This is a genomic window from Nitratireductor aquibiodomus NL21 = JCM 21793 (assembly GCF_000615975.1).
GTDB classification, from domain to species: Bacteria; Pseudomonadota; Alphaproteobacteria; order Rhizobiales; family Rhizobiaceae; genus Nitratireductor; species Nitratireductor aquibiodomus.
This window is the reverse complement of record NZ_BAMP01000059.1, coordinates 1-17,540: the sequence shown is the minus strand read 5'-3', so window position 1 is coordinate 17,540 and position 17,540 is coordinate 1. Positions and strand designations below refer to the sequence as shown.

Annotated in this window: 11 protein-coding genes and 5 pseudogenes; 8 read left to right on the top strand and 8 right to left on the bottom strand. The window is 60.8% G+C overall.

All coding sequences use genetic code 11. The features are described 5' to 3' along the window. Window positions 1–59 precede the first annotated feature (59 nt). The gene (locus tag JCM21793_RS15390) at window positions 60–1,745 is read left to right on the top strand and encodes an NAD+ synthase (protein WP_025030938.1); all 1,686 of its coding nucleotides are present in this window, start codon (window positions 60–62) and stop codon (window positions 1,743–1,745) included. Window positions 1,746–1,766: 21 nt separating this feature from the next. On the opposite strand, the gene JCM21793_RS15385 is transcribed toward JCM21793_RS15390, so the two are convergent. From JCM21793_RS15385 to JCM21793_RS15375, 3 genes are read right to left on the bottom strand one after another with little or no spacing between them, the layout of a single operon-like run. Continuing rightward, entirely contained in the window at window positions 1,767–2,402 is a 636-nt protein-coding gene (locus tag JCM21793_RS15385; RefSeq protein ID WP_025030937.1) for an ATP-dependent Clp protease proteolytic subunit, read from the bottom strand. A 50-nt stretch (window positions 2,403–2,452) separates the two neighbouring features. Beyond that, window positions 2,453–2,809 carry an SRPBCC family protein gene (locus JCM21793_RS15380; RefSeq protein WP_007007114.1) on the bottom strand — a complete coding sequence of 119 codons (357 nt, stop codon included), beginning with the start codon at window positions 2,807–2,809 and terminating at the stop codon, window positions 2,453–2,455. Continuing rightward, complete coding sequence (locus JCM21793_RS15375) at window positions 2,806–3,120, bottom strand: ArsR/SmtB family transcription factor (RefSeq protein ID WP_007007115.1); 315 nt, start codon at window positions 3,118–3,120, stop codon at window positions 2,806–2,808. The genes JCM21793_RS15380 and JCM21793_RS15375 overlap by 4 nt, the downstream gene beginning before the upstream one ends. 158 nt (window positions 3,121–3,278) lie before the next feature. On the opposite strand from JCM21793_RS15375, the gene JCM21793_RS15370 reads away from it, so the two are divergent. Together JCM21793_RS15370 and gltX are read left to right on the top strand one after the other, a co-directional pair. Then, window positions 3,279–4,496 (top strand): MFS transporter, encoded by a 1,218-nt coding sequence (locus JCM21793_RS15370; protein ID WP_025030936.1) that lies wholly within the window; start codon window positions 3,279–3,281, stop codon window positions 4,494–4,496. A gap of 50 nt (window positions 4,497–4,546) precedes the next feature. Further along, complete coding sequence (gltX, locus tag JCM21793_RS15365; protein ID WP_025030935.1) at window positions 4,547–5,920, top strand: glutamate--tRNA ligase; 1,374 nt, start codon at window positions 4,547–4,549, stop codon at window positions 5,918–5,920. Here gltX and JCM21793_RS15360 read toward each other — a convergent pair. Next, window positions 5,838–6,935 (bottom strand): DUF2865 domain-containing protein, encoded by a 1,098-nt coding sequence (locus JCM21793_RS15360; protein ID WP_025030934.1) that lies wholly within the window; start codon window positions 6,933–6,935, stop codon window positions 5,838–5,840. The two genes, gltX and JCM21793_RS15360, sit on opposite strands and share 83 nt — an antisense overlap. Before the next feature lie 169 nt (window positions 6,936–7,104). Then, window positions 7,105–9,418, bottom strand: a pseudogene (locus JCM21793_RS26350) (NADP-dependent malic enzyme). A gap of 305 nt (window positions 9,419–9,723) precedes the next feature. Between JCM21793_RS26350 and JCM21793_RS15350 the strand changes: the two are divergent. Next, window positions 9,724–10,554, top strand: coding sequence for a UDP-2,3-diacylglucosamine diphosphatase (locus JCM21793_RS15350; RefSeq protein WP_025030933.1), 831 nt, complete (start codon window positions 9,724–9,726; stop codon window positions 10,552–10,554). A 24-nt stretch (window positions 10,555–10,578) separates the two neighbouring features. On the opposite strand, the gene dgcA is transcribed toward JCM21793_RS15350, so the two are convergent. Beyond that, window positions 10,579–11,562, bottom strand: a complete 984-nt coding sequence (gene dgcA / locus JCM21793_RS15345; RefSeq protein WP_025030932.1) for an N-acetyl-D-Glu racemase DgcA — start codon at window positions 11,560–11,562, stop codon at window positions 10,579–10,581. 114 nt (window positions 11,563–11,676) lie between these two features. Between dgcA and JCM21793_RS26345 the strand changes: the two are divergent. The 4 genes and pseudogenes from JCM21793_RS26345 to JCM21793_RS15325 all read left to right on the top strand — a co-directional run bounded on the left by JCM21793_RS26345 (window position 11,677) and on the right by JCM21793_RS15325 (window position 15,782). Beyond that, window positions 11,677–12,866, top strand: a pseudogene (locus JCM21793_RS26345) (ABC transporter permease). 8 nt (window positions 12,867–12,874) lie between these two features. Next, on the top strand, window positions 12,875–13,687 hold the full coding sequence (locus JCM21793_RS15335; protein WP_025030931.1) for an ABC transporter ATP-binding protein: 813 nt from the start codon (window positions 12,875–12,877) through the stop codon (window positions 13,685–13,687). A gap of 9 nt (window positions 13,688–13,696) precedes the next feature. Continuing rightward, a pseudogene (locus JCM21793_RS26340) lies at window positions 13,697–15,069 on the top strand (MlaD family protein). A 110-nt stretch (window positions 15,070–15,179) separates the two neighbouring features. Further along, window positions 15,180–15,782: an ABC-type transport auxiliary lipoprotein family protein gene (locus tag JCM21793_RS15325; protein ID WP_025030930.1), complete on the top strand. Its 603-nt coding sequence runs from the start codon at window positions 15,180–15,182 to the stop codon at window positions 15,780–15,782. Between the two features lie 20 nt (window positions 15,783–15,802). Here JCM21793_RS15325 and JCM21793_RS26335 read toward each other — a convergent pair. Both JCM21793_RS26335 and JCM21793_RS26330 read right to left on the bottom strand, forming a co-directional pair. Continuing rightward, window positions 15,803–16,842: pseudogene (locus JCM21793_RS26335) on the bottom strand (zinc-dependent alcohol dehydrogenase family protein). A 187-nt stretch (window positions 16,843–17,029) separates the two neighbouring features. Then, a pseudogene (locus JCM21793_RS26330) lies at window positions 17,030–17,540 on the bottom strand (hypothetical protein); the annotation flags it as partial.

Below are 17,540 nucleotides of genomic sequence, written 5' to 3'. Positions count from 1 at the left end.
GTGCAAAGGCTACACGCTTTAGACACTTCGCCCTCCTTGCCTCACCGAACAGGAACGTCATGTCTCCCAAGTCTGCCCCTTCTGACATTCTGCGTATTGCCACTGCACAGCTTAATCCAGTCGTTGGCGATGTTGCGGGAAATCTGGCGAAGGCGCGCGAGGCACGGGCGGACGCTGCGCGCCATGGGGCTGATCTCGTCCTGTTCACCGAGCTGTTCATTGCCGGGTATCCGCCGGAGGACCTCGTCCTCAAACCCGCGTTTGTCGAGGCCTGCGAGACGGCCGTCCAGGCACTTGCCGATGACACAAAGGATGGCGGTCCGGGCGTCATCATCGGTGTGCCGCTAAAGCGCAAGAGCGGTCTGCACAATGCGATCATGGTGCTTGATGGCGGCAAGGTGATCGCCGAGCGATACAAACTCGACCTGCCCAATTACGGGGAATTTGACGAGAAACGTGTCTTTCAGCCAGGCCCGGATATGCCGGGGCCCGTGAATTTCCGCGGCATCCGAATAGGTATCCCGATTTGCGAGGATATCTGGGGCGAACTCGATGTCTGCGAGACACTGGCCGAATCCGGCGCCGAGATTTTGCTGGTGCCGAACGGCTCCCCCTACTATCGCGGCAAGGTCGAGGTGCGCCATCAGGTCGTCATCCGTCAGGTCATCGAAAGCGGCTTGCCGATGCTTTACGCCAATCAGCTTGGCGGGCAGGACGAGCTTGTCTTCGATGGCGCGTCCTTTGCCATACAGGCCGACAAGTCGCTCGCATTCCAGATGAGCCAGTTCGAGGAGGCAGTCTCCGTCTCCGCCTGGAAGCGCGAGGGCGAGGGCTGGCGCTGCGATGACGGCCCCATGTCGAGGATTCCGGAGAAGGAAGAGGCCGATTATCGGGCCTGCATGCTGGGCCTGCGCGACTATGTGAACAAGAACGGCTTCAAGAATGTGGTTCTTGGTCTCTCGGGCGGCATCGACTCGGCGATTTGTGCTGCGCTCGCCGTCGATGCGCTGGGCGAGGAGCGGGTGCGCTGCATCATGATGCCCTACCGCTATACCTCGAAGGATTCATTGAAGGATGCCGAAGACTGCGCCCGTGCGCTCGGTTGCCGCTACGACATCGTGCCGATCTCGGAACCGGTCGAAGGATTTTCGAGCGCGCTTGGCCAGCTTTTTGAAGGCACCGCAGAGGGGGTGACGGAGGAGAACCTGCAAAGCCGTACCCGTGGCACGATCCTCATGGCCGTTTCCAACAAGTTCGGTTCCATGGTCGTCACCACGGGCAACAAGTCGGAAATGTCGGTCGGTTACGCCACGCTCTATGGCGACATGAATGGCGGGTTCAATCCGATCAAGGACGTCTACAAGATGCAGGTCTATGCCCTGTCGTCCTGGCGCAACACGATCGTGCCACCCGGTGCGCTCGGCCCCTCCGGCGAGGTTATTCCGCAAAACATCATCGACAAGGCGCCGTCGGCCGAGCTTCGTCCCGACCAGACGGATCAGGATTCACTGCCGCCCTATCCGGTGCTCGACGACATTCTGGAATGCCTGGTCGAAGGCGAGATGAGTGTCGACGCGATCGTTGCGCGGGGCCATGAGCGCGAGACGGTGCATCGCGTCGAGCACCTGCTCTATATTGCCGAATACAAGCGGCGGCAGGCCGCGCCCGGCGTGAAGATCACGAAGAAGAATTTCGGGCGGGACCGTCGTTATCCGATCACGAACAGATTCAGGGATCGCTCGTAACGAGCTGTTAGAGAACAGCTTTCAGGAGCTGGCAGGCTTTTGCGCTTTCTGGCGTTCCAGATCCGTCCTGGTTGAATAGACCCGGTCGACAAGGCCCCAGTCGCAGGCTTCCTGCGCGGTCATGAAGAAGTCGCGGTCGAGCGTGCGTTCCACTTCCTCTTCAGTGCGCCCGCAATGTTCCGCATAGAGCCGGATCATCCGGCGTTTCAGCTTCAATATGTCTTCCGCGTGGCGCTGCACATCGGATGCCTGACCACGAAAGCCGCCCGAAGGCTGGTGCAGAACGACACTGGCATTGGCAAGTGCCGCGCGTCGGCCAGGTTCCCCCGCCATCAGAAGGAACGATCCCATGGAACCGGCCGTACCCATGCAGACAGTCGCCACCGGGCTGTTGATGAAGTTCATCGTGTCATAGATGGCAAAGCCGCTCGACACCACGCCTCCCGGCGAGTTGATGTAGAAGGAAATCTCGCGCTCGGGATTTTCCGATTCCAGGAACAGAAGCTGCGCGCAGATGAGTGCGGCCGAGTCGTCATTCACCTCCCCATTCAGGAAGATGATCCGCTCTCGCAGAAGTCTCGAGTAGATGTCGAAGGAACGTTCGCCTCTCGGTGACTGCTCCACGACCATAGGGACGAGCGCCATCGTGTCGCGCATCGCGATCTCCTTTTTTATCAGTGTCGGTTCTGGTTCGGTTCTGGTGGATGTCAGGCAGCGCGTGCTGTCGGCGCGCCGTTGCTGTTTGCAGCCAGGCGTGGCAGGGCGCAGTGGCTGTGGGTTAGACGAAACCACGTATTGCCGTCGGGTGCGGGGCTGATCTCGAAGGTCACAAGCGTGTCTGGCGCGTCGGTCTGCTCGTCACGCCAGGTATAGCGCACACGCGAACAGGGCTCTGTGTCGAGGATTTCATAGGCCGGTTCCCTGCCGCCGTCACCGGGCTCACCAAGCCAGCCTGCCGCAAGTTCGGGAACGGTAAGTGCGCGCCAGACCTTTTCGGGCGGAGATTCCAGAAGGCACTCCAGAACAATGTTTTCGTTCGTGTTTTCAGTGTCGGCGTCGCTCACTGGTCCATCTCCCTGAGCAGTGTTTTGAGCCTCTCGACCCGTTCGGGCCAGAAGCCGCGATAGCGTGTAAGCCAGTCGACCACCGGCGCCATTCCATCCGCCCTTATGCGGTAGCGCATCTGCCGTCCGGATTTTTCTTCCTCAATCAGGCCGGCGCCGCGCAGCACGGCGATATGCTGCGAGACCGCCGGCTGCGACATGGCGAGCCCCTCCCGCAGTTCGGTCGCATTGCGTTCGCCTCCGCTCAATCGTTCGAGCATCTGTCTGCGTGTCGGGTCGGCAAGGGCCTTGAAGATGTCTGCTTCGTTCATGTGAATAGATAAGTCGATTCTTATGTTTTTTGCAAGGGGCTGGCGCATCCAATCGGTGCAATGCGGCCATTGCGCTTTTTCCTCCTGCGTTTACGATGCCCGCAATTCGCTTTGCAGTGTTCCGACGCCGCATCCCGCCCGGCACCAGAGTTCCGCTCATGTCCTATCTGATCTTTCTTCGCGATAACGCGCGCTGGCTTGCGGGCGGGTTTCTTCTCACGCTGTTTTCATCCTTCGGCCAGACCTTCTTCATTTCGCTGTCGGCTGGCGATATCCGCGCCGAATACGGTCTGTCGCACGGTGCCTTCGGCACGCTCTACATGCTGGCGACGCTCGCCAGCGCGTTTACCCTGCCGCGGCTCGGCCAGATCGTTGATCGCTATTCGGCGCGCAGGGTCGCCTTCATCATCATTCCGCTTCTGGCGCTCGCCTGTGTGTCGATGGCGCTTTCGCATTCGCTCGTGGTGCTTGTGGTGACGATCTACATGCTGCGACTGTTCGGGCAGGGGATGATGACGCACAACTCGCTGACCGCCATGGGGCGATGGTTCTCCGCGCAGCGCGGTCGGGCTGTTTCCGTCGCAACGCTTGGTCACAATGTCGGCGAGGCGACCCTGCCGCTGGCCTTCGTCGCGATTGCCGCGGTAGTCGGCTGGCGCAATAGCTGGTTCATCGCCGCCGCACTTCTTCTCGTCTTTGCATTGCCGGTCATATCCGGCCTGATTGCGGTGGAGCGTGCGCCGCGCGCCAGCGATCCGGCGGCGCGCAGAAGCACGGTGCGTGACTGGACGCGTGGTGAAGTGCTGCGCGATCCCGTCTTTTATCTTCTGCTTCTCGGCGTCATGGCGCCGGGCTTTATCGGCACCACGATTTTCTTTCATCAGATTTATCTGGTGGAACTGCGCGGCTGGTCTCTGGAGGTGTTCGCCTCCTCATTTACCTTCATGGCGTCCATGACGGTCGTCTTCGCGCTGATCTCGGGCCAGTTGATTGACCGTTTTTCAGCCGTCGCGCTTCTGCCGGGCTTCCTTGTTCCGCTGGGGGCGGCCTGTCTCATTCTCGCGGGTAGCGAAGCCCAGTGGAGCGCCTTTGCCTTTATGGGGCTTATGGGCGTTTCCTATGGCTTTTCCTCGACGCTTTTCGGCGCGCTCTGGCCGGAGGTTTACGGCATCAGACATTTGGGTTCCATTCGCGCACTGACCGTTGCAATCATGGTCTTTGCCACGGCCATGGGGCCGGGCGTTACAGGCTTCCTGATCGACCGCGGCGTTAGCTATCCGCTGCAGATCGGGGTGATGGGCGTCTACTGCCTGGCGGCTTGCGTGATGCTCCTGTTTGTATCGCGCGGGCTGAATGCCCGTCTGGAACCTGCCTGAGGCCCGCGTTTTTCTTGCCAAGCGATGCGCTTTTGGATACCCCCGCACCCATGACAGTCACCGTTCGTTTCGCGCCGTCTCCGACCGGCCACATTCATATCGGCAACACGCGTACTGCGCTCTTCAACTGGCTTTATGCGAAGAAGCTGAATGGACGCTTCATCCTGCGCTTCGACGACACGGATGCAGAGCGCTCGCGTCAGGAATATGCCGATGGCATCGCCCGCGACCTGGCCTGGCTCGGCATCGAACCGGATCAGACGGTTGCCCAGTCGGGCCGGTTCGAGCACTATGATGCCGCCGCTGAAAAGCTGAAGGCGGCCGGGCTTCTCTATTCCTGCTACGAGACGCCGGAAGAGCTTGAACGCCGCCGCAAGATACGCCTGTCGCGCCGTCTGCCGCCCGTCTATGGCCGCGAGGCGCTGAAACTCACAGATGCGGAGAAGTCGGCGCTGGAAGCCGAGGGGCGCAGGCCGCACTGGCGCTTTCTTCTCCCGAATTTCGCCGACGATCCTTTCGTGACCAGTCGTACGGAGGTGCATTGGGACGATGTGGTGCGCGGACCTCAGACGGTCGACCTTGCCTCCATGTCGGACCCCGTTCTGATCCGTGCGGACGGCACGTATCTCTACACGCTGCCTTCCGTGGTTGACGATATCGACCTTGGCGTGACGCATGTCATCCGTGGTGACGATCACGTCACCAATACAGGCGCGCAGATCGCGCTCTTCAGAGCGCTTGGCGCCGAGCCGCCGGCCTTCGGCCATCACAACCTGCTGACAACCGTGTCAGGGGAGGGGCTTTCGAAGCGCACCGGCGCTCTCTCCGTTGCCAGCTTGCGTGATGCGGGCATCGAGCCGATGGCGGTTGCGTCGCTTGCGGTTCTCATAGGCACATCCGAAAACGTTACCGCAGCCTCCTCGATGGAGGAACTGGCGACGCTGTTCGATCCGACATCCACGTCGAAATCGGCGGCCAGGTTCGACCCGGCGGAGCTTTCAGGCCTCAGCCGGCATCTCATTCAGGTGATGCCGTTTGACGATGTACAAGACCGGCTCGCCGCCCTTGGCATTGCCGGCGATGAAGCAGAGGCCTTCTGGCTTGCCGTGCGCGGCAATCTGGAGTCCGTCGCGGAAGCGGCGGACTGGTGGAGCATCGTTCGCGCGAAACCGGCTCAGGATGCTGTTCTTTCGGAGGAGGACCGCATCTTTGTTCACGAGGCGGGGAAGCACCTGCCGCAGGAGCCATGGGATGCCGAAACCTGGCGCGTATGGACGGCGGCCGTCAAGGCCGGAACGGGGCGCAAGGGGCGAGGCCTTTTCATGCCGCTCCGCATCGCCCTTACGGGTCGGGAGCAGGGGCCGGAGCTCGCAGGTCTATTGCCTCTTCTGGGTCGGGAAGAAACGCTGGCCCGACTATCCTGACACGGCGCTGGGCGGCATCGTCTTCGAGCAGCGGGTTGACGGAAGCATTCTTTTCCATATGCGCTGCCGCAGCGTTGTCTGACATTGGCTCTTGCTGCGGCGGTGTTGCGATGTAGAAGCTCGCTGAAGTCTCACTGGACATCTCTTTCGCCATCAACCGGGTTTCGGGTGCGGGAGGCGGTCCGATGGGCGCTGGAGTGCGCGCGTCGACCGCCTTTCCCCCGGCGATGATTGTGAAGCGCTTGTCCTTGCGGCAACTGCAGGCGGCGCGCGACACCCCGGTCTGGCGGTAGCTGAACGCTTTGGGTAATGCGCGATACGGGGTGCCGTCGGCAACGGAAATCATGTCTTCGGCTTCTTCGTTCAGAACGTCATGCGCGTAGAGCGCAACCTCAGCGCCGGGGCAGCGCGCCTCGCAGGTCTTCTGGTCTCTGGAGAATTTGTCCTTCGCAACCGAAAACGAGATTGGAAAATAATAACCGTCGCATGCGCGCACGCACATGGTCTGATAGACGGTTCCGGGGCGATTCGGCTTTTTGGTGCCGCTCGATGACGCTGCCTGTTTCTGTTTCTTTCTTTGCGCCTGCTGTGGACTTTTTTTTGCGTAACAATTGTTGTCTTTCAATGCGGAACGGAGGCGGGCGCGTTCTTTGCCTGAAGTGCCGCCTTTCCGCCCTCGCTCACTCTGCAGCTTGGCGAGATTTTTCGCCATGCGGGCTTCCGATTTTCTCAAGTCAGTGCATTGGCTGCTGCGGTTCTTGAAGATACCGAGCCCGCACCGCGCCTGCCGCAGGCGTGAACGCACAATACCAAGCTGGTACTGCTGCTTCGCTATAGCGCGGTCGTAACCCCTGGCCTTTGCCGAAGAGTTCGGCGAGGCGGCCGCAAGCTGCATTTCGAGATTTCTGCACGTTCGCGATTTCGCATTGGCGTCGGCGACTGTTGCCGCCGCGCCCAGCGCGGCAGTGACAAACACAAAAACAATACGCAATAAATACTTGCCACCCAGATGCATTCCGCGCCCCGTCTGCCCACACTGACTGACACGCGAACACGCCCGTTCCGGTTTCGCGGAAACCGTCAGCCAATTGGCGAAAGATAGGCCAATCAGGTTAAGTTACAGTTAGAAATGCAACCTTATCGCGTATTGATGATCTGGCAGCAACCAAATTCTGCAGGAAATTTCAGTTCGTCATCACGGCCTTGCTCTTCTGCAGGGCTTCGACGGCCGCAAGTGCGGTCATGTTCACGACGCCGCGCGAGGTGACGGAGGGGGTCAGAATGTGGGCGGGCATGGCCGTTCCGAGCAGGATCGGGCCGACATGCAGCGCATCGGTCATGATCTTCAATGTGGTCAGCGTTATGTTTGCTGCGTCCAGACTTGGGAACACGAGAAGATTGGCTTCGCCGGAGAGCGATGCCTGCGGATACACACGCTGACGCAGCACCTCCGAAAGTGCGGAATCGCCGTGCATCTCACCGTCGGACACAAGATCGGGGGCAACACGTTTCAACATCGATGCCGCCTCGCGCATCTTGATCGAGCTCTCGGAATCGCGTGAGCCGAAGTTGGAGTGCGAGAGAAGCGCTGCTTTGGGTTCTATGCCGAAACGACGGATCTCCTCCGCCGCAAGGATCGTCGTTTCGACGATTTCCGAGGCGGAGGGACAAAGGGTGACATAGGTGTCCGTAAAGAAGGTTACACCGAACTGAGAGATGAGCATGGAGAGGGTGGAAAGATCGCAGACGCCTTCGCGCTTGCCGATGATCATGTCCACGTAGCGCAGGTGCTTCTCAAAGCGGCCTTCAAGCCCGCAGATCATGCGTCCGCCTCGTCGCGCATCATGGCGATGGCGGCAATTACCGTGGTGTTCGTGCGCACAAGGGTGCGCGCGGCTTCGGGCGTCACGCCGCGCCGGCCGGCCAGTTGCACCAGAAGATCAACATAGTCGCGATAGCGCGGGTCGTCTTCCGGTTGATGATCGAAAAATCCTCGCCAGGACGAATACGCAGGCCATAGCGCTTGAGGCGCGTTTCCACCACGTGCGGACGGCCGATTATGATGGGTTCGGCTATGCCTTCCTCGATCACGACCTGGGCTGCGCGCAGCACCCGTTCGTCCTCGCCGTCTGCATAGATCACACGCTTGGTGCCTGCGCCTTTGGCTGCCGAGAAGACAGGTTTCATCACGAGGCCGGAGCGGAACACGAAGCGGTTTAGCCGGTCGAGATATTGGTCCATGTCCTCGATGGGGCGTGCCGCGACACCGCTCTTCATGGCCGCTTCGGCAACCGCCGGTGCGATGCGCAGGATGAGGCGTGGATCGAAGGGTGAAGGGATCAGAAAGTCCGGACCGAAGATCGGCGTCTCGCCGGAATAGGCGCGCGCTGCGACATCGGATGGCTCTTCGCGGGCAAGGCCTGCGATTGCCTTGACCGCAGCACGCTTCATCTCTTCGTTGATCGCGGTCGCACCCACGTCGAGCGCTCCGCGGAAGATGTAGGGGAAGCACAGAACGTTGTTCACCTGGTTCGGGAAGTCCGAGCGCCCGGTGCAGATCATGGCGTCAGGCCGCGCTTCGCGTGCCACGTCCGGCATGATCTCGGGCACAGGGTTGGCGAGCGCCAGGATCAGCGGTTTCTCGGCCATGTCCGCCAGCATTTCCGGCTTTAGCACACCAGCCGCCGAGAGCCCGAGAAACACATCCGCTCCGCCGATCACTTCAGCCAGCTTGCGGGCGTCCGTGTCTTTCACATACGGCGCTTTCCAGCGGTCCATCTCCTCCCTGCGGCCCTCATAGACGACGCCGTGCCGATCCGTAAGCCAGATGTTTTCGGTCTTCGCACCGAGCGAAACGAGCAGGTTGAGACAGGCAAGCGCGGCCGCTCCCGCGCCCGAAGAAACTATCTTTGCCGAGCCGATGTCCTTGCCGGCCAGTTCAAGACCGTTCAAAACCGCCGCGGCCACAATGATGGCTGTGCCGTGCTGGTCGTCATGGAACACCGGAATGCCCATGCGGGCTTTCAACTGTTCCTCGACCTCGAAGCATTCGGGTGCCTTGATGTCCTCCAGATTGATGCCGCCGAAGGTCGGTTCGAGTGCCGCGACCGTCTCCACCATGCGGTCGATTTCCGGCGCGTCGATCTCGATGTCGAACACGTCGATGCCGGCAAACTTTTTGAATAGAACCGCCTTGCCCTCCATTACCGGCTTGGAAGCGAGCGGGCCGATATTGCCGAGCCCGAGCACGGCTGAACCATTGGAGACCACGGCGACGAGATTGGCCCGTGCCGTATAATCGGCCGCGGTTTTCGGATCATCATGGATGGCCATGCAGGGGGCGGCAACGCCGGGCGAATAGGCGAGCGCCAGGTCGCGCTGGTTGCCCAGCGGCTTGGTGGCCTGAATTTCCAGCTTTCCGGGAGTGGGGTGCCGGTGAAAGAAGAGCGCGGCTTCGTCGAATTCTGATCTCTGTGGTTTCTTGTTTTTGGATGACATCAGCGGCTCCACATCATGGCTCTGGCGGCGTGGCCGTTTGGCTTGCGGCACGGTGTTCAGGCGCTATTGACCCCTGATGGGCCGCAGCGCTCAAACGGTATGAATCGTCTCATGTGCTTAGGCGCTCGCCCGCGCTTTTTCCAGCGCTGAATGTCGAGAAGCAGTTTCATAAGCCGGAATCGTGCCCGGCGCGGCGTTTTGCCGTCCTGCACAGCCATTTTCCCGTATCGAAACGGTAATCGTCATATGTCTGTGACATGAATCGGGCCATAGAATGCGCGACTTAACAAGGCTCAGGCGGGACAATGACCGGCGCTGAACACCGCAGATTTCGCGCACTTTTCATCTCCGACATCCACCTCGGCTCGAAGCCGGCGAAGGCCGAGTTTCTGATCGATTTTCTGCGCTATCACGATGCCGACCAGATTTATCTGGTCGGAGACATTGTCGATGGCTGGCGTCTCAAGCGGTCATGGCACTGGCCGGCGGCGCACAACGATGTGGTGCAGAAGCTCCTGCGCAAGGCGCGCAAGGGATCCGAGATCACCTATATCGCGGGCAATCACGATGAGTTTCTTCGCTCGTTCCAGGGCGTCCATTTCGGCGGCATCGTCGTCGCCGACCGGGTGATCCACGAGGCCGCAGACGGGCGCAGATTTCTTGTCATCCACGGCGACCAGTTCGACCAGGTCGTGCACAATGTGCGCTGGCTTGCCTATCTGGGCGACAAGGCCTACGACCTCGCCATCGTCGTTAATCGCGTCATCGCGCGCGTGCGGCGGGTTTTGGGGCGTCCGTACTGGTCGTTTTCTTCCTGGGCAAAGATCAAGGTCAAGAAGGCGGTCAAGTTCATAAGCTCGTTCCAGGACGTGCTTGCCCAGGAAGCCCAGCGCTCCGAGGTTGACGGCGTTATCTGCGGACACATCCATCATGCCGCGATGGAAGACATTCGCGGCATAAGCTATATGAACACGGGCGACTGGGTGGAAAGCTGCACGGCGCTTGCCGAGAATTTCGACGGCAGCTTCGAGATCATCACGTGGGCGCAGATTCTCGAGGTAGAGCCTGCGGCTGCGGCTTCGCAGGAGCGCGCCGTCGTTGCTGCATTTCAGGGGGACCGGATCAAGGCCGCCTGAGCGGCCCTGATCGTCCAGCCCCCGTCAACCCCAGAGCTGTGGCGAGGGGGGCGAGACCAGTGAGCCGGAATAGCTCAGTCCGTGCGGACGGTCTTTCGCCAGAAGCAGCGGGCCGTCCAGATCCACAAAGTCGGCACCCTGGGCGAGCAGCACCGCCGGCGCCATGGCGAGCGACGTGCCCACCATGCATCCCACCATCACGCCAAAGCCCATTTCACGGGCGCGGTCGCGCAGTTCCAGCGCCGCCGTTAGACCGCCGGTCTTGTCGAGCTTGATGTTGACGAAATCGTAGAGCCCGGCAAGTTCGGGTAGGCTGTCGGCTGTGTGCACGCTCTCATCCGCGCAGACTGGCACCGGGTGTGGGATGTCGCGCAGAATTCCGTCCTTTCCGGCGGGCAGGGGCTGTTCGATCAGGGCAACGTGGAATTCTGCTGCCGCCAGCATGTTTTCGCGGATGTTTTCTTCGGTCCAGCCTTCATTGGCATCGACGATCAGGCGGCTGTCGGGGGCCGCACCCGCCACGGCATGAATGCGTGCCGCATCGTTTTCACCGCCGAGCTTCACCTTCAGGAGAGGGCGCGTTGCATGCGCGCGCGCCTGTGCTGCCATTTCCTCAGGTGCGGCGAGCGAAATCGTATAGGCCGTCTGCAACGGGCGTGGCGGGATGGTGCAGGCCGTCGCGGAAGCGCGCCTGCCCGAAAGCTTCGCTTCGAGATCCCAGAGAGCGCAGTCGACAGCGTTGCGGGCGGCGCCGGCTGGCATCGAGGAGACGAGGTCGGCGCGGCTGATGCCGTTGGCAATATCCTCACGCGCCGCCTCAATCTGAGCGACTACGCTGTCCTCCGATTCGCCGTAGCGCGGGTAAGGCACGCATTCCCCCTGGCCGCGAACGCCGTTTTCGCTCACCGTGCAGGTGACGACTCGCGCCTCTGTGCGTGAGCCTCTGGAGATTGTGAAGACACCTGCAATGGGAAAACCTTCGGTGTTTGTGGCCAGTTCGCGTGTCATTTCCACCCTTCTTCTCGCAAAAATCACAATTATCGGAGGAACATGCCTTATATGGCGCTTCTGGGGACCGGCAACCGGTTCCCTTTGGACCTGCTCCACACTAATGATGGTGCCATGTTGACCAATTCCGTTGACGACGCAAGCGACGCAGGGCGTCCAGCCGGCCAGAATGGCGAGCCCCGTCTAGAGACGGACGTGCAGGGCGGCGTGCTCTCCTGCCGCCTTTCGGGTGCCTGGAACACGCGGACTGTCGCCAGGGTCGATGCCCGTATGCGCAAGCTGGAGGCCCAGGACGCTCTGCAGCGCGTTTCTGTGGACCTGTCCGGCATCGCCAGCCTCGATACGGCTGGCGCCTGGATCATCGAGCGCCTCGTCCATGCGCATCAGACACGTGGTGCTGATGTCACGGTCACCGGCGAGAGCGAAGCCGCCAAGATACTCCTGCCTGCGGTTCGCGATGCGGTTGAGCAGGACGGCGAGAGCAGGCCGCGCCAAAAGGGTTCGCTGCTTGTCAGCCTCCTGGAGCGGATCGCGTTGCCATGTATGAGGCGCGGGACGATATCGTCTATGGTGCGCATATTCTGGGCGCCACCATTGGCGGCGCCCAGATGAAGCTTGGCCGCGCGCACGCGATCAATCCTGCCGCCATTATCAACCAGATCGACCGGATGGGCGTGGGCGCAGTGCCGATCATCGTTCTGATGTCTGCGATCGTCGGCGCCATCATTGCCCAGCAGGGTGCCTTTCAGCTGCGCTATTTCGGTGCCGAGATATTTGTTGTCGATCTTGTCGGAATCCTGATCCTGCGCGAGCTTGGCGTGTTGATGACGGCGATCATGATTGCCGGTCGCTCCGGCAGCGCCATCACCGCCGAAATCGGCTCCATGAAGATGCGCGAGGAAGTGGATGCGCTGACGGTGATCGGCCTCAACCCGGTCGGGGTTCTGGTGTTTCCGCGTCTCGTCGCCTTGATGGTCGCGGTTCCGTGTCTCACCATCGTTGCAAATTTCGCCGCCCTCGGCGGTGCCATGCTCATTGCCTGGCTTTACTCAGGCATCCCGCCCGAGGCGTTCATTGATCGCCTCAGGGATTCGATCGATCTTTCAACAATCTTCGCCGGTTTGATCAAGGCACCCTTCATGGCGCTGATCGTCGGTATTATCGCTTCCATCGAGGGGATGAAGGTGGGAGGCAGTGCCGAGTCCCTTGGAGGTCACGTCACTGCGTCCGTGGTCAAGGCGATTTTCGTCGTGATCGTCGTTGATGGGATGTTCGCCATTTTCTACGCAGCAATCGATTTCTAGGTGGCGGCATGGTGTTGATCGAGGAGCGGCAGGAAGGGCAGGTGGCGCAGTCGCGCGATGTGGTTCTTTCCGTGCGCGACGTCACGGTCGGTTTCGGTGATACGCTGGTGCTCGACGGTCTTTCGCTCGACGTCTATCGGGGCGAAATTCTTGGCTTTGTCGGCGCGTCGGGAGCTGGCAAATCGGTGCTTTTGCGCACGATCCTTGGTCTCGTGCGAAAAAGCTCGGGCACGATCCACCTGCTTGGACAGGACCTTGACGCTGCGACGGATGAGGAACGCCTGAGGGTCGATATGCATCAGGGGGTTCTCTTTCAGCACGGCGCGCTGTTTTCAGCGCTGACAGTGCTCGAGAACATCCAGGTGCCAATGCGTGAATATCTCGACCTGCCGCGCGCGCTGATGGACGAGCTGGCTTATCTGAAGCTTGAACTTGTCGGTCTGCCACGCAATGCAGCAACGAAATACCCATCCGAACTGTCGGGTGGCATGATCAAGCGGGCCGCCCTTGCGCGCGCCCTTGCACTCGATCCGGATATTGTTTTTCTGGACGAGCCGACATCCGGTCTTGACCCGATCGGTGCGGCTGAATTCGATGAGCTGGTTGGGAAACTGCGCGACACGATGGGGCTGACGGTCTATATGGTCACCCACGATCTCGACAGTCTCTTGACGGCATGCGACCGCATCGCTGTTCTCGGTGGCAAACGTGTTCTCGTTGAAGGCACGGTCGAGGACATGCTCGCATGCGACGATCCTTGGGTGAAAGCCTATTTCAGGGGAAAGCGGGCCCGGCAGATCGACCGTTCCGCAAGAGGTTAGCAGGTTATCATGGAAACCAGAGCCAACTACGTTCTTGTCGGCTTCTTCACCGTTCTGGTCATCCTGGCCGCGTTCGGTTTCGTTTACTGGACCGCCAATATCGGCGACCGGGGCGAGACTGCGGTTCTGCGGTTTCGCATTCCCGGTTCCGCATCCGGCCTCTCGCGTGGCAGCGCAGTGCTCTTCAACGGCGTGAAGGTGGGGGATGTGCGCCGCGTCTATCTGGACCTTTCGAACCCGAGTGTCGCAATCGCCGACGCGGAAGTGGACCGCTTGACCCCGATCACGCAATCCACAAAGGCGGATGTCGGGCTTGCGGGCCTCACCGGAACGGCAAACATCGAGCTGACGGGCGGTGACCTCAACGAGCCCAATCTGTTCGACCTGGCCGAGGAGCGCGATACGGTCGCGGAAATACAGGCAAGCCCTTCGGCGGTGACCAATCTTCTGCAGACCGCCCAAAGCCTTCTCACGCGTCTGATTCTGTTGTGTCCCAGCTTGAAGGGTTCACGAAGGACGCCCGGCAGCCGCTTACCGATACGGTCAAGAACGTCCAGCGCTTTTCCGAGGCACTGGAGCGCAACGCGTCCGGCATCGATACATTCCTCGCCAATGTTAGCTCGCTCTCGGAGACGATCTCAAAAGTGTCCGGGCAGCTCGACAGCACGCTAAAGGCGGCCGAGGAGCTGATTACGTCGGTCGATCGTGACAAGATTGCATCGATGGTTGGCAATTTCGATGAGTTTTCGGGGCGCCTGGAGAAAGCGAGCCGCAACATCGACACGGTCATGACCAGTGTTGACGAGACCGTGCGTTCGATCGGCACTTTCTCGACCAATGCCAACCAGACACTCGCCAAGCTCGACGGCGTTCTTGATAGCGTCGATCCCGCCACGGTCAAATCCGCCGTCGGTAATTTCGAGCAGGCAAGCGCGACCGTGAACCGCGCTGCAAAAAGCATCGCCGATGTCAGCGAAACGGTGGACAAGCGCAAGGACGACATCGACCAGTTCATTACCAATGCCAGCGAACTGGCGAGCCAGTTGAACAAATCGTCGGTGCGGCTCGATTCCGTGCTTGCCAAGCTCGACGGCATGCTCGAATCCGGCGACGGCGACGGTCTGATGGCCGATGCACGCGAAACGCTCAGGTCTTTCCGCAAGATGGCCGAAACGCTGACCGTCCGCGTTGATGCGATTTCGGGCAATCTGGAGCGCTTCTCGGGCGGTGGACTGCGTGAGGTCGAGTCTCTCGTGCGCGACGCCCGCCGTTCGATCAACCGGATTGAGAGCGCGGTGACGGATTTCGAACAGAATCCGCAACGCATCATCACCGGTGGTGATGGGACGATTCGCCGTTATGACGGGCGGGTCCGACGTTGACATTCGTGCCGCATCATCCAAACAATTCGGGACAGGTCTTTTTTGCTTTTTGGGCAGTGTCAGGGGCGAATCCCGCCGGATTCACCGGCGTTCGGATTGAGGAGCGGTTTTTGAGGACGAGGGCGAGGATTTTCGCGCTGCTGGCGTTGGGGGGCGTTCTGGCCGGCTGTGCTGCCTTGCCGGGCGGCGGACCTGCACCTGTAGATGCTTTCGATCTCACCACGCCCACCGTCTCGCAGGACGGACGCCGCGTCAGCCGGAAACAGATCCTTGTCACAGAGCCCACAGCCATCAAGATGCTCGACGGGCAGGACATTGTGGTCAAGACGTCGAGTGGCGCCATTCAGTATCTGGGTGGTGTTCGCTGGGCCGACCGGCTGCCAAGGATCGTTCAGACACGCATGGCCGATCTCTACCAGCGTTCGGGCCGCTTCGGCGGCGTCGGCATGCCGGGCGAGGGACTGGCGATCGACTACCAGATTCTGGCAGACCTGCGTGCTTTCAATGTGCGTGTCGACGGACAGGATCGCGCCGAGGTCGAGATCTTCGTTCGCATACTGAACGACCGAAATGGGGTCGTGCGGGCTTCGCGCGTATTCACCGCATCGACACCCGTGAACGGCAGCGGGGGGCAGGCGTTCGCCTCGGCCCTTGACCGAGCCTTCGGCACGGCCATGGCGGATCTCGTCGACTGGACTGTCTCCAACACCTGAAGCCTTGCAAGCGCTGCTCTTCAGAAGCGGTTGATCACCGTTGCGCCGATAGACTGGAACCGGTCCATCGCCATCAGTGCTTCAATCGATTCTTCAAGGCTGATCTGTTGTCCCACCAGCCGCTCAGGGGCGAGTTTGCCTGTCTGGATCATGGCCAGCATTGCGTCATAGCGATGCGCTGCATGCCGTGGCTCCCCAGAACCTCGAGTTCGTGGGCGATGACACGCGCCATGGGAATCTGTGGCGTGCTGTGCTCAGCCAGCATCAGACCGATCTGCACATGTCTGCCACGCCGGCGCAGGTTCTGGATCGAGTTGAAGCAGGTTTCGGGATGGCCCAGCGCGTCGAGGGAGAGATGAGCACCGCCATTTGTGATGTCGAAGACCGCTTCGGCGACATCTGCCACCATTCCTGCGTTGACAGTCGCGGTTGCGCCGAGTTCGCGGGCGAGCGCCAGCTTGTCTTCGGAAATGTCCACGGCCACCACATTTGCACCGAGGGCGCTGGCTATCATGATGGCGGAAAGCCCGACGCCGCCGCAGCCATGTACGCAGACCCATTGACCGGCAGAAACCCGGCCCTGATCCACAACCGCGCGAAACGATGTGGCGAAGCGGCAGCCGAGGCTGGCCGCGGTGACGAAATCCATGGTTTCAGGCAGTGCGACGAGATTGAGATCGGCCTGGTGGATTGCAACGAATTCGGCGAAGGAACCCCAGTGCGTGAAGCCCGGCTGAAACTGGTTGTGGCAAACCTGCTGCTGCCCGGCATGGCATTCGGGACATGAACCGCAGCCTCCGACAAAGGGAACGGTAACGCGGTCGCCGACCTTCCACCGCTGAACGTCTTTGCCGACCGCCTCCACCGCACCGGCGAGTTCGTGGCCGGGAACATGTGGCAGTTCGATATCAGGGTCGTGCCCCATCCAGCCATGCCAGTCGCTTCGGCAAACGCCCGTGGCCTCAACCTTGATGACGACGCCGTGCGCAGCCGGCAAGGGATCGGGCAGCGTGACGATCTGCGGCGCTTGTGCGAAGCGTTCAAAGAGCACGGCCTTCATTGACATCTCCGAGCCTGAAACGTGAGCGTGACATCCTATCGGAGTTCCGGTGCGTTTCGTTGTCAAAGGCTTTTTGTTGTTCCAGCAGGAGCCGTGCGCCCGAACAACGGTTTGCAGATTGCCATCCAAAAGGAAACGGGCCCGCTAGGGGCCCGTCCGGTTCGTTCAGCTTGTATGCCGTATCGTGTTAGCGAAGACGGCCGCTCGCGTGTGCCAGCATCGTGTAGACCTTGCCCGTGTCCGAGGTCAGATAGGTCTGGGTCATCATGTTGTCTCGATCCGAGCGCGACACGTCCCGCAGAAGTTTTTCGAAATCGCGGCAGTACAGATCGACCGCCGAATGGAACTCGGGATCTGAACGATACTTGTGCTGGATTTCGTCAAAAGTCTGCTGGCCCTTAAGCGTGTAGAGCCGACGCGTGAAGACATTGCGCTCCCCACGGCGGTAGCGGTCCCACAGGTCGATCGATGCTTCATGGTCGATCGCACGGGCGATGTCCACCGAAAGCGAGTTCAGTGATTCCACGACATGCAGGGCTGAACGGTCTTCCTTCTGAACGGAAGGCGCCTGGCGTTCGCGCTCGCCGCGACCCTCTTCGTTTGAAGCACTGCGCAGGAGATCACGGATCCAGCCGCCGCCCGCTGCGGGCTGATTTGCCTGCTGGGGTGCGCGTGCGGTCGTCGGCCGGTCGCGGTGA

What these genes read in the sequence shown, in the direction of transcription:
- JCM21793_RS15375 (WP_007007115.1), bottom strand. Translation starts at nt 3,120, where the DNA reads ATGAACGAAGCAGACATCTTCAAGGCCCTTGCCGACCCGACACGCAGA.
- JCM21793_RS15390 (WP_025030938.1), top strand. Translation starts at nt 60, where the DNA reads ATGTCTCCCAAGTCTGCCCCTTCTGACATTCTGCGTATTGCCACTGCA.
- gltX (WP_025030935.1), top strand. Translation starts at nt 4,547, where the DNA reads ATGACAGTCACCGTTCGTTTCGCGCCGTCTCCGACCGGCCACATTCAT.
- JCM21793_RS15335 (WP_025030931.1), top strand. Translation starts at nt 12,875, where the DNA reads ATGGTGTTGATCGAGGAGCGGCAGGAAGGGCAGGTGGCGCAGTCGCGC.
- dgcA (WP_025030932.1), bottom strand. Translation starts at nt 11,562, where the DNA reads ATGACACGCGAACTGGCCACAAACACCGAAGGTTTTCCCATTGCAGGT.
- JCM21793_RS15360 (WP_025030934.1), bottom strand. Translation starts at nt 6,935, where the DNA reads ATGCATCTGGGTGGCAAGTATTTATTGCGTATTGTTTTTGTGTTTGTC.
- JCM21793_RS15385 (WP_025030937.1), bottom strand. Translation starts at nt 2,402, where the DNA reads ATGCGCGACACGATGGCGCTCGTCCCTATGGTCGTGGAGCAGTCACCG.
- JCM21793_RS15370 (WP_025030936.1), top strand. Translation starts at nt 3,279, where the DNA reads ATGTCCTATCTGATCTTTCTTCGCGATAACGCGCGCTGGCTTGCGGGC.
- JCM21793_RS15350 (WP_025030933.1), top strand. Translation starts at nt 9,724, where the DNA reads ATGACCGGCGCTGAACACCGCAGATTTCGCGCACTTTTCATCTCCGAC.